Source organism: Clostridium sp. AF28-12 (assembly GCF_003435225.1).
In the GTDB taxonomy this organism is placed as follows: Bacteria; Bacillota; Clostridia; order Lachnospirales; family Lachnospiraceae; genus Pilosibacter; species Pilosibacter fragilis.
Genome location: NZ_QWGJ01000001.1, coordinates 96,081 through 108,075, shown reverse-complemented (window position 1 = coordinate 108,075; position 11,995 = coordinate 96,081). Strand labels below are relative to the sequence as shown.

General features: G+C 49.7%; 10 protein-coding genes. 6 read left to right on the top strand and 4 right to left on the bottom strand.

All coding sequences use genetic code 11. From position 1 onward, the window contains the following. Positions 1 to 49: 49 nt before the first annotated feature. Together DWY93_RS00480 and DWY93_RS00475 are read left to right on the top strand one after the other, a co-directional pair. Positions 50 to 538, top strand: a complete 489-nt coding sequence (locus DWY93_RS00480) for a TRAP transporter small permease (RefSeq protein ID WP_117469026.1) — start codon at positions 50 to 52, stop codon at positions 536 to 538. Position 539: 1 nt separating this feature from the next. Then, the gene (locus DWY93_RS00475; RefSeq protein ID WP_117469025.1) at positions 540 to 1,799 is read left to right on the top strand and encodes a TRAP transporter large permease; all 1,260 of its coding nucleotides are present in this window, start codon (positions 540 to 542) and stop codon (positions 1,797 to 1,799) included. A 154-nt stretch (positions 1,800 to 1,953) separates the two neighbouring features. Here the strand turns inward: DWY93_RS00475 and spoVG are convergent, their stop codons facing one another. The 3 genes from spoVG to DWY93_RS00460 all read right to left on the bottom strand — a co-directional run bounded on the left by spoVG (position 1,954) and on the right by DWY93_RS00460 (position 4,750). Then, positions 1,954 to 2,229 (bottom strand): septation regulator SpoVG, encoded by a 276-nt coding sequence (spoVG, locus tag DWY93_RS00470; protein WP_015553023.1) that lies wholly within the window; start codon positions 2,227 to 2,229, stop codon positions 1,954 to 1,956. A 128-nt stretch (positions 2,230 to 2,357) separates the two neighbouring features. Beyond that, entirely contained in the window at positions 2,358 to 3,479 is a 1,122-nt protein-coding gene (gene glgD, locus DWY93_RS00465; RefSeq protein WP_117469024.1) for a glucose-1-phosphate adenylyltransferase subunit GlgD, read from the bottom strand. Continuing rightward, entirely contained in the window at positions 3,476 to 4,750 is a 1,275-nt protein-coding gene (locus tag DWY93_RS00460; protein WP_117469023.1) for a glucose-1-phosphate adenylyltransferase, read from the bottom strand. Before DWY93_RS00460 ends, glgD begins: the two co-directional genes overlap by 4 nt. A 489-nt stretch (positions 4,751 to 5,239) precedes the next feature. Between DWY93_RS00460 and yfcC the strand changes: the two genes are divergently transcribed. From yfcC to fucO, 3 genes are all read left to right on the top strand, one after another. Beyond that, positions 5,240 to 6,751 (top strand): putative basic amino acid antiporter YfcC, encoded by a 1,512-nt coding sequence (yfcC, locus tag DWY93_RS00455; protein ID WP_117469022.1) that lies wholly within the window; start codon positions 5,240 to 5,242, stop codon positions 6,749 to 6,751. A 231-nt stretch (positions 6,752 to 6,982) separates the two neighbouring features. Next, positions 6,983 to 7,564 carry a TetR/AcrR family transcriptional regulator C-terminal domain-containing protein gene (locus DWY93_RS00450; protein ID WP_117469021.1) on the top strand — a complete coding sequence of 194 codons (582 nt, stop codon included), beginning with the start codon at positions 6,983 to 6,985 and terminating at the stop codon, positions 7,562 to 7,564. Between the two features lie 177 nt (positions 7,565 to 7,741). After that, positions 7,742 to 8,890: a lactaldehyde reductase gene (fucO, locus tag DWY93_RS00445; RefSeq protein ID WP_117469020.1), complete on the top strand. Its 1,149-nt coding sequence runs from the start codon at positions 7,742 to 7,744 to the stop codon at positions 8,888 to 8,890. 91 nt (positions 8,891 to 8,981) lie between these two features. Here fucO and DWY93_RS00440 read toward each other — a convergent pair whose 3' ends face one another. Then, complete coding sequence (locus tag DWY93_RS00440) at positions 8,982 to 10,292, bottom strand: amidohydrolase (RefSeq protein ID WP_117469019.1); 1,311 nt, start codon at positions 10,290 to 10,292, stop codon at positions 8,982 to 8,984. 259 nt (positions 10,293 to 10,551) lie between these two features. On the opposite strand from DWY93_RS00440, the gene asnS reads away from it, so the two are divergent. Next, on the top strand, positions 10,552 to 11,943 hold the full coding sequence (gene asnS / locus DWY93_RS00435; protein ID WP_021905181.1) for an asparagine--tRNA ligase: 1,392 nt from the start codon (positions 10,552 to 10,554) through the stop codon (positions 11,941 to 11,943). The last annotated feature ends 52 nt before the right edge of the window (positions 11,944 to 11,995 follow it).

Below are 11,995 nucleotides of genomic sequence, written 5' to 3'. Positions count from 1 at the left end.
GCCTGTCGTGAGCAGTAACCGCTCAGGATTTAAAAAGGAGGAAACACCGTTGGCTTTCGTTAAAGGTTTTCATAAACTCAGCGATGTCCTAGACACCTTATGTTCCTACATCATCGTTGTCATGCTCGGCGCCATGGTCATCATCACCGGCGCACAGATCGTCTGCCGTATGGCATTCACCGCACTCTCCTGGAGTGAGGAAGCAACCCGTTACCTTTTAGTCTGGTCATCATTTTTAGGCGCAAGCTGTGTATACAAGCACAGCGGCCATATCTCCATCACCTTCGTTCAGGATATGGTTCCGGCGGCGTTAAGCAAAGTCTTAAAACTTCTCGTCCATGTGGTCTGCACAATTCTTTTTGTTGTCGTGATCATCTATGGTATGAAATACTTCGAAAAACAGGGAAACCAGCTGTCTGCAGCAATGCGTCTTCCCATGAAATATATTTACCTCTGCATTCCGGTAGGATGCGGATTCATGCTCGTACACGCGGTTGACGCGGTTCTTGGACTTTTATTTGGAAAGGAGGAGGCATAACATGGCAGCATTATTATTCATTTCCTTTATCGTTCTGCTTCTGATCGGCGTTCCGGTCGCATTCGCGATCGCGGCGGCAGCTCTCCTCGTCCTCTTAAAAGGCGATGTAAAGCTCCTGATCCTCGTGCAGCGTATGTTCGCCAGCACCGACTCTTTCTCCCTGATCGCAGTCCCCTTCTTCATCTTTGCCGGCGACCTTCTCGCAAAGGGAAAAGTTTCCAAGGTGCTCGTTGAGTTCGCCGAGTCCTTACTTGGTATGTTAAAGGGCGGTCTTTCCATCGTATCCGTCCTCGCAGGTATGTTCTTCGCGGCGATCTCCGGTTCCGGTGCCGCCACAACAGCCGCTGTCGGCGCAACACTGATCCCGGAGTTAAAGAAACGCGGATACCGCGAAGATTCCGCCGCTGCCCTGATCGCAGCTGCCGGAACCATCGGTGTCGTTATCCCGCCGTCCGTTCCGATGGTATTATACGCCGTTATCTCTGAGGACAGCGTAAACACTCTTTTCAAAAACGGATTTATCCCGGGAATTTTAATGGGCGTGATCCTCGTTGCGATCTCCCTCTATCAGGCGCGCAAGTTCAACTACCCGAAGGGAAAAGCGTTCTCTGTCGGAAACGTGCTCCACACCTTCAAGGAAGCGATCTGGGGAATCTTAATGCCGCTGATCATTCTCGGCGGAATCTTCTCCGGTTACTTCACACCGTCTGAGGCGGCTGCCGTAGCGGTTATCTACGCGATCTTCGTCTCCTTCTTTATCTACCGCGACCTTGATTTCAAGGGTCTCGTTGAGATCATGAAGGGAAGTGCAAAGACATCTGCCGTTATCATGATCATCATCGCATGCAGCGGTCCGTTCGGCTGGGTTCTCGCAAACTACAAGATCCCGGAGGCCATTGCGTCCGGAGTATTGGGAATCTCCACAAACAAGTATGTGATCATGTTCCTGATCTCCCTGATCATCCTGCTCGCAGGAGTCTTCATGGAGACCTCCTCCGCGATCATCATTCTTTCCCCGGTGTTCCTGCCGCTTGTCAAGGCCATGGGCATCAGCACCGTACATTTTGGAATCCTCTTCGTAGTTGGTATCGCCATCGGTATGATCACACCGCCGGTTGCCATCAACCTGTTCGTTGCTTCCGGTATCACGGGACTTCCGATCGAGCGGATCTCCAAATCTGTTATCCCGTACCTGATCGGACTGATCATCGTATTCTTCATGATCGTATATGTTCCGCTTCTGATCCCGGGACTTATGTAATCGTATAAGAGATCATAATACGCGAAAAAAGTCCGCCGAATCTTTTCACGATTCGGCGGACTTTCTATTTCCCCATTCACAAGCCGCTCTCTGCGGCTATATCTTTTTGCAGGACCTGCGTCAGGCTGTCACTCCGGACAAGTTTCCCGGAAAACTAAACTGCCTGCGCTTCCTCCAGTGTGGTTGTCTCGTACTTGTCGAGGATCACTCTCTGGATCATGTCCCGTGTTCCGGAATTGATCGGATGGGCGATATCGCGGTATTCGCCATCAGCAGCTTTTCTGCTCGGCATCGCGATAAACAGGCCTTTCTCCCCTTCAATGACCTTGATATCGTGGATCACGAACTCGTTGTCCAGTGTGATGGACACGATCGCCTTCATTTTTCCCTCTTTCTCAATTCTTCTCACACGTACATCTGTTACCTGCATAATAACCTCCCCCATCTGCGCTCCCCGCAGATTTTATGTAATCACCGGCCAGTCAATATTTGAATGCCTGTCTTTCAGCCTTTGCCGCACCGTCCGGAATATCCCGTCTCCGAACTGCGGCACCCTTTTTACAGGGTATATCTCTCGTTCTTCTCGATCACGATCTTCACATCGTCCGGCTTTCCGATATACGTCGTATTCGCCCGGATCGTATCACGGCTCTCAACGATGCAGTTCTCGATAACGGTATTATCCCCAATATACACGTCATTTAAGATGATCGAATTCTTGATGATACAGTTGTTTCCGATATAGACCTTCTTAAACAGAACTGAATTCTCTACCGTTCCGTTTAAGATACAGCCGCTGGATACCAAGCTGTTCTTCACAACTGCGCCCGGATTGTATTTTGCCGGCGGAAGGTCATCCACCTTGGAGTAGATATCCGGATACTCTTTGAAGAAGTAATTGCGCACTTCCGGTTTTAAGAAGTCCATATTTGTCTGGTAGTAAGCATCGACAGAAGCGATGTTGCTCCAGTATGTATTTAACTTGTACGCATAGACCCGCTTGAGACCTTTGTAGCGCACCAGAATGTCCTGTACGAAGTCATATCTGTCCTCGTTCGCGCAGCGCTCGATAAGTTCGATAAGCTGACGGCGGCGGACAACATAGATACCGCAGGAGATCGTGTGGGAATCAGCCACCATCGGCTTCTCCTCAAACTCAACGATCCGTCCGTCGGCATTCGTCTTCACCATACCGAAACGTGTCACATCCACATCACCCGGCATGTCCTTGCAGACAACCGTGATATCGGCTTTCTTTTCGATATGATATTCCAGGACCTTATTGTAGTCCAGCTTATAGATACCGTCTCCGGCAGCGATCACTACATATGGTTCGTGGCTTTTCTTTAAAAAGTCCAGATTCTGGTAGAGCGCGTCTGCTGTTCCGCGGTACCAGTCGCTGTGCTCCGCCGTGATCGTCGGAGTAAATACATACATTCCGCCCTGTTTTCTTCCGAAATCCCACCATTTGGAAGAGCTTAAATGTTCATTTAAGGAGCGGGAGTTATACTGTGTCAGTACGGCAACGCTCTGGATATGAGAGTTGCTCATATTGCTTAACGCAAAATCCACGCTTCGGAAACTGCCCGCGATCGGCATCGCCGCGATCGCTCTCTTATTGGAAAGTTCGCGCATCCGCTTGCTGTTTCCGCCTGCTAAAACAATACCGATTGCTCTCATACGATTCCACCTGCCTTTACAATGTAGCCGCCGCTCTCAAGCGCTCCGTCCGGATAATCCTCCGCGGTCGTCACACCTGAAATTGCTGTATTCTTGCCGATCTTTACGTTCTCCGGGATCACAGAGTGTTCGCCGATCGTCACAAGATCAAACTGGTATACTTTCCGGTCATATTTGCTCGGCGCATATTCACCAACACCAAGGTGCGCCCCGGCGCCGACCTTTACGTCCTCGGCCACGATCGCTTTTTCTATCACCGCGCCTTCACCGATCACGCTGTCCTGCATGATGATGGAGTCTTTGACTACAGCGCCTTTCTCGATCGTTACGCCGGATCCGATCACAGAGTTCGTTACCTCTCCGTAGATCTCGGAACCTTCGCCGATGATACACTTTGTGATCTTCGCGTCCGCGGAAATATACTGCGGCGGGATCCGGTCGCTCTTTGTATAGATCTTCCAGTATTCCTCATACAGGTTGAATTCCGGAATAATGTCGATGAGCTCCATATTTGCTTCCCAGTAGGAGCCGAGAGTTCCGACATCTTTCCAGTAACCATTGTACTCATATGCAAAGATCCGTTTGCCCTGCTCGAAGCAATACGGGATCACATGTTTTCCGAAATCACAGCCCGGCTCCTCGGAAAGCTTGATGAGCGCTTCCTTCAGTGCCTTCCAGCTGAAGATATAGATACCCATGGAAGCGAGGTTGCTTCTCGGGTTCGCCGGTTTTTCCTCAAATTCCGTGATCTTATTGTTGTCATCCGTGATCAGGATTCCGAAACGGCTTGCTTCCTCGATCGGCACCGGCATAGCGGCAATCGTGACATCCGCATTATTCGCTTTGTGATATTCCAGCATGACCTCATAATCCATTTTGTAGATGTGGTCGCCGGAAAGGATCAGAACGTATTCCGGATTGTAGGACTCCATGTACTCCAGATTCTGGTAAATTGCGTTCGCGGTTCCTGTATACCAGTCGCTGCCTTTACTTCTCTCGTAAGGGGGCAGGATCGTAACGCCGCCGACGTTGCGGTCTAAGTCCCACGGAATACCGATTCCAATGTGCGCGTTTAAACGTAAGGGCTGGTACTGGGTCAATACTCCCACAGTATCAACACCAGAGTTGATGCAGTTGCTGAGCGGGAAATCAATAATTCTGTACTTTCCGCCGAAGGAGACGGCCGGTTTTGCCACTTTCTGTGTTAATACACCGAGGCGGCTTCCCTGTCCTCCTGCCAACAGCATCGCTATCATCTCTTTTTTTACCATGATATCACCTCTTGCTGCTCTTTTTGTCCCATACATTAGTTTCTTAGATGGTGACTCTATTATAACATACTTTTTAGAAGATGTGAACAAACTTTTCATCCTTTCAATCCCAATTTTGTGTATATTCTGACATTTTTTTCTTTTTGTATGATACGCAATACAATACCTATGTTCCTGATTGGTTACATAAGTACCAAAAATGCTGATTCGAAATTGTATAAACCTATTAATAGTTACTGTTCACGCCTTGCGCAAACAGTAACTGATTTTGCCGATGCTTCGCATTCCGAATCGGCAAAATCCACTGCCACCACTGTATTGTACGGAATTTTCAGTTCAGAAAATTCCTACCCCTGTACAGCAACTATTAATATGTAGGATTAAAGGAAAAGAGTAATGACGTATCACAGAATTTATGTTAATATAGTAGATACACTACCTGTGCGGGGGATTTCACAGGCAGAGAATACAATTATGGGGGGATAAGCCATGGAGAAAAAAAAGGGCTTCCAGATGCCGCACACTTACATCATCATTTTTGGTGTCATTCTGTTCGCGGCTCTGCTCACCGTATTTATCCCGTTGGGTAAATACGACACAAAAGAAATCACGTATATGCAGAACGGCGTGGAAAAAACAAGAACCGTTCTGGATCCGGAAAGCTTCCAGTATATTCTGGATGAAAACGGAAACAAAGTGACCAAAGCAGCTCCGCTCTTCGGAACCGAGGACTTTGGCGGTCAGGGAATTTTAAACTATGTATTCGAGGGTATGACCGTCGGCGATAAGAATGGTACCGCTGTCGGAATCATCGCCTTCATTCTGGTTGTAGGCGGTGCTTTCGGTATCGTTCTCCGGACAGGCGCGATAGAAAGCGGCATTATGCGGGTCATCGCTTTGACAAATGGACGCGAGATCCTTTTGATCCCGATTCTTGTAGTCCTGTTCTCCCTCGGAGGCGCAGTCTTCGGTATGGGTGAGGAGGCAATTCCGTTCGTTATGATCCTCGTACCGATGTTTATCGCAATGGGGTATGACGCAGTTGTCGGAATTATGTGCTCCTATGTATCTACACAGATCGGCTTCGGTTCTTCCTGGCAGAATCCGTTCGGACTGGCTGTTGCCCAGGGTGTTGCCGGTATTCCGGTCATGTCCGGCGCATGGTTCCGTATCCCGTTATGGATCTTCTTCACAGGACTTACGATCGTCTTCACGATGCGCTACGCGGTAAAGATCAAGAAAGATCCGAAGCTCTCCGTTGCATATGAGTCTGATGAGGAATACAGAAAAGAATTCGCAAAGAACGGCAAAGAGATGCCGCCGTTCACTCTCGGCCACAAGCTTGTTCTCCTCACGGTCGCTGCCTGCATGGTATGGACGATCTGGGGTGTTATAAGCGAGGGCTACTATATCCCGGAGATCGCTTCCCAGTTCTTCGTGATGGGTCTCGTTTCCGGTATCATCGGCGTTGTATTCAAGCTGAATGACATGAAAGTAAATGATATCGCAAAATCCTTCGACCACGGTGCTGCCGATCTTTTAGGCGCTGCAATGTGTGTCGGAATGGCGCAGGGTATTATCATCATCCTCGGTGGCACAAGTGCAACCGACGGTACAGTCTTAAATACGATCCTTCACAGCATCAGCGACGGAATGCAGAATTTCCCGCCGGTGATCTCCGCATGGTTTATGTATATCTTCCAGTCCGTGTTCAACTTCTTCGTTGTATCCGGTTCCGGACAGGCTGCCCTTACCATGCCGATCATGGCTCCTCTCGCCGATCTTGTCGGTGTCGAGAGACAGGTTGCTGTTGTTGCGTACCAGCTTGGTGACGCCTTCACAAACTTCATCGTTCCGACCTCCGGCTGTCTCTTAGGCGCGCTGGCCGCAGCAAAGCTCGACTGGGGCAAATGGGCAAAATTCCAGATCAAATTCCAGGCTGTCCTGTTTGCATTCGGATCCATCGCTGTGATCCTTGCCGTTGTGATCGGTCTCTCATAAAAACCGGTCTGCCTTTGGGCTCAGCCATCTGAAGCTCATTCAGGTATAACAAAAACTCCGTATCATCCGCGTGACTCGATCGCGGATAATACGGGGTTTTTTTGAACGCTTCCCGATGATATCTGAAGAGGGAGCTAACCGGAGCAAAAAGACTTTCTCCCTTGGGAAAAATATGATAGAATTTACTGAATACAATAGCACCGGTCGCGATACCGTAGAAAGGAGCTTTTAATGATCGAATCCAGCACGCCTGCCATGAAGGGGGAAAAAACAAAATACCGTCTCGCCGCAGCCATGAAGGAATGCATGAAGACAACTCCGGTCGATGCGATCACTGTCCGCCAGATCACAGAGCGCTGCGGCGTCACCCGCCAGACCTTTTACCGGAATTTTCTTGATAAATATGACCTGATCAACTGGTATTTCGACAAGCTCCTCGCCCGCTCCTTTGAACATATGGGCCGTGGGACGACGGTCCTTGACAGTCTGGAGAAAAAATTTACATATATTCAGGAGGAAAAGACGTTTTTTGCCGCCGCCTTCCGCTATGACAGGCAGAATTCCCTGCGGGAGCATGATTTTAAGCTGATCCTCGCCTTTTATGAAAATCTGATCCGGGAAAAAAGCGGCAGACCGGCCAGCCCTGAGATCCATTTTCTTCTGGAAATGTACTGTCAGGGCTCGATCACCATGACCGTAAAGTGGGTTCTCGGTGGCATGGACCTGACCCCGTCCCAGTTTGCCGGTCTTCTCGTCCGCGCGATGCCGGCAGCATTGCGGGATCTGTTTCTTGAGCTTCATCTGCTGTCCTGATCTATTGTTATTTTGCACAATTTTTTCGTGCGTTTCTTTTGCAATATGTCGATTTTCCTTGAAGTGTTACACTTGGCCTTTTCTGTAACTTTCTTTTTGCCCTTCGAATTTGTTAATATAATAACAAAGGCACAGAAAGCTTTTGAGTTCAAGTATTCATGGAAGGAGTTTTTTATCATGGCAAATCGTATTATGTTAAATCAGACATCTTATCACGGAGCAGGCGCGATTCAGGAGATCGCGAACGAGGCGAAAGCCCACGGCTTTAAAAAGGCGTTCGTATGTTCCGACCCGGATCTCGTAAAATTCAAGGTTACCGCCAAAGTAACCGACATTCTGACCGCAAACGGTCTTGACTACGAGCTCTACTCCGATATTAAAGCAAACCCGACGATCCAGAATGTCCAGCACGGTGTTGAAGCATTTAAGGCATCCGGCGCTGACTACCTGATCGCCATCGGCGGCGGCTCCTCCATGGATACCTCCAAAGCGATCGGCATCATCATCGCAAACCCGGAATTTGAGGATGTAAGAAGTCTTGAGGGTGTTGCACCGACGAAAAAACCGTGTGTTCCGATCATCGCCGTTCCGACAACAGCCGGTACTGCTGCCGAGGTTACGATCAACTATGTTATCACCGATATCGAAAGAAAGCGTAAATTTGTATGCGTTGACCCGCATGACATGCCGATCATTGCTGTTGTTGACCCGGATATGATGTCCTCCATGCCAAAGGGACTTACCGCTTCCACCGGTATGGATGCCCTGACCCATGCCATCGAAGGCTACACAACAAAAGCTGCCTGGGAAATGACCGATATGTTCCATCTGAAAGCCATCGAGATCATCTCAAAATCCCTGCGCGGTGCTGTGGCAAACACAAAGGAAGGCCGCGAGGGAATGGCTCTCGGTCAGTACATTGCCGGTATGGGCTTCTCCAACGTTGGTCTTGGCATCGCCCACTCCATGGCACACACACTCGGTGCTGTCTATGATACCCCGCACGGTGTTGCCTGCGCAATGATGCTTCCGATCGTTATGGAATATAATCAGGAATGCACCGGCGAAAAATATCGTGAGATCGCGCGTGCAATGGGCGTTGCAAATGTTGATTCCATGTCTCAGGACGAATACCGGAAAGCTGCTGTTGACGCTGTCAAGAAGCTTTCCGCGGATGTCGGAATTCCGTCTGTCCTTGAGGCGATCAAAGAGGAAGACCTTCCGTTCCTTGCAGAGTCCGCATATGCAGATGCCTGCGCGCCGGGCAACCCGAAGGATGCCAGCGTAGAGGACCTGAAAGACCTGTTCCGTAAGATCATGGCATAAAAGTGCCTTCTCGCATTTATGAAAAGAGCTCCGGCAAATTGGCCGGAGCTCTTTTTATCTGTCACTTTTTATCGCATGCACTTCTCACCCATTAGTGCATAATGTCATAAACCACACCGCAGAAGATCTTCACCGCATTCGGAAGAACCTGCTCGTCGATATCGAAGATACGGCTGTGACCCGGGCCGGCTTCGTGGGTGAGGACGCGCATGAAGGTCGCCTGTCCGCCCTGTTCCTGGACGCGGTTCATCATATAGGAGACATCCTCGCTGCCGCCGTTTTTGCTGCTCATTTCCTTCGCAACCGGCAGATGGAGATCTTCCTCGCAGACTCTCTTCACCCGCTCCATCAGCGCCTCACTGCTCGCCAGAGAGTTTGCCGCGCCCATAAGCTTCATCTCACAGGTGCATCCGTGCATTTTTGCCGCGCTCTCGATAATGTTCACTGCGTAATTTTTCATATACTCGTTGATCTCGGTGGTCTCACCGCGGACCTCGATCTCCATCTTCGCCTCGTCCGCGATAACATTCCGTCCGCTTCCGGCGACAACGGTTCCCACATTTACTCTGGACACACCGCCGGAGTGACGCGGGATCGCATAAAGGTTTAAGATCGCCGTTCCGACTGCCAGCATGACATTCCGTCCAACCTCCGGTGATCCGCCCGCATGGGCAGATTTTCCGTGGAAGATCACATCATATTTTGTCGTTGCGAGAGAGCCATAGCTTCCCGGAATTACCACTGCCGGATCGTCCTCTTTCTTATTTGTCACATGAGAGCCGATCATGTAATCCACACCGTCAAGGTGTCCGTTATCAACGATGGATTTCGCGCCGCGGACGCCCTCTTCCGCCGGCTGGAAGATCAGTTTCACGGTTCCATGGAGCTGATCCTTAATGGACATCAGTACTTTCGCCACACCGAGTCCGATGGTGGCATGTCCGTCATGTCCGCAGGCATGCATGAAGCCTTCATTTACGGAGTTAAATCCCTCCTTCGCCGGTCTGTGGCTCGGATCATGTTCCTCGAATACGCCGAGGGCATCGATATCAAACCGCATGGCAACCGTCGGGCCCTCGCCGCAGCGCAGGATTCCGATCACGCCGGTCATTCCTCCCTTTGTGTACTTAACAAACTCCGGATCCGCTCCCTGAGCAATGGCACGCTCATACTGTTCCTCTAACTTTTCCTCAGACGGAACGCCCATTCTGGAATCCTTTTTGCAGACCTGATCTCCGACAAGCACTTCATATCCGAGCTCTGTCAGTTTCCGAGCAATAATGGACGACGTCCTCATCTCGAACCAGCCCGGCTCCGCGTACTTATGAAAGTCACGTCTCTGCGCTGTAAGGTCACCCGCCATCTCATCGCTCATAGTCTTGATCTGATCGTAAATGTTCATTCGTTTGCCCTCCCGTGTGCTATTTTATTATTATTATAGTCGATATTCCGGAATTTTTCTATAAAAATATATTTTTCTATTCCTATTTTACTTACAAATCTTGATGGACTCTGTAATTTCTGCCCGGGAGGCCTTTAAAAAACTCCCGAAAACCCCCGTGTTATGCCCATTTCACCTTGAATCCCCATAAAAAATACGCTATACTAATACCAGATTGCACATTTATCTAAGAAGAGAGATATAAGGAGAAGGAAGAATCATGCAGTTGACAACAGTGAAAGAGCTCTTTAAAGAGCGTGACAAATATTTAAACCAGGAGATCCAGGTCGGCGGTTGGATCCGCAGCATCCGTGATTCCAAGGCGTTCGGCTTTATCGTATTAAATGATGGTACAAGCTTCGATACCTTACAGATCGTTTACCATGACACAATGGCAAATTTCGCAGAGGTTTCCAAATTAAATGTAGGCGCTGCCATTGTCGTAAAAGGTACTCTCGTTGCGACTCCGGAGGCAAAGCAGCCGTTTGAGATCCAGGCAACAGAAGTTACCGTTGAGGGTGCTTCCAGCGCAGACTACCCGCTCCAGAAAAAACGCCACACCTTCGAATATCTTCGTACGATCCCGCACCTTCGCGCGCGTACCAATACATTCCAGGCTGTATTCCGTGTGCGTTCCCTGATTGCTTACGCGATCCATCAGTACTTCCAGGAGCAGGGCTTCGTCTATGTCCACACTCCGTTAATCACCTCCAGTGACTGTGAGGGTGCCGGTGAGATGTTCCAGGTAACGACTCTCGATCTTGATAACGTTCCGAAGACTGAGGACGGCGCAGTTGATTACAGCAAGGACTTCTTCGGAAAGCATACAAGCCTTACCGTAAGCGGACAGTTAAACGCTGAGACCTACGCAATGGCATTCCGCAATGTTTACACCTTCGGACCGACCTTCCGTGCTGAGAATTCCAACACGACCCGTCATGCTGCCGAGTTCTGGATGATCGAGCCGGAGATGGCATTCGCAGATCTCGATGACAATATGGCTGTCGCTGAAGGCATGTTAAAGTACGTGATCCGCTACGTTCTCGAGAACGCTCCGTCCGAGATGAATTTCTTCAACCAGTTCGTTGACAAGGGACTTCTCGACCGCTTAAACCACGTATTAAATTCCGAATTCGGCCATGTTACCTACACAGAGGCTGTAAAGCTCCTTGAAGAGCACAACGACGAATTCGATTACAAGGTATTCTGGGGCTGCGATCTCCAGACAGAGCATGAGCGCTATCTGACAGAAAAGATCTTCAAGAGACCGGTATTCGTTACCGACTACCCGAAGGAGATCAAGGCGTTCTACATGAAATTAAATCCGGACGGAAAGACCGTTGCCGCTGTGGACTGTCTCGTTCCGGGTATCGGCGAGATCATCGGCGGAAGCCAGCGTGAGGACGATTACGAAAAGCTCCTTGCCCGCATGAACGAACTCGGATTAAAGCCGGAAGACTACGGTTTCTATCTCGATCTGAGAAAGTACGGCAGCGTCCGCCACTCCGGTTTCGGTCTCGGCTTCGAGCGCTGCGTAATGTACCTCACAGGAATGGGCAATATCCGCGACGTAGTTCCGTTCCCGCGTACCGTTAATAACTGCGAATTATAAAGAAACAGCAGCCCGCCGCGTCCTTTCGATGCAAGGCAGCCGCAAGGGAGCG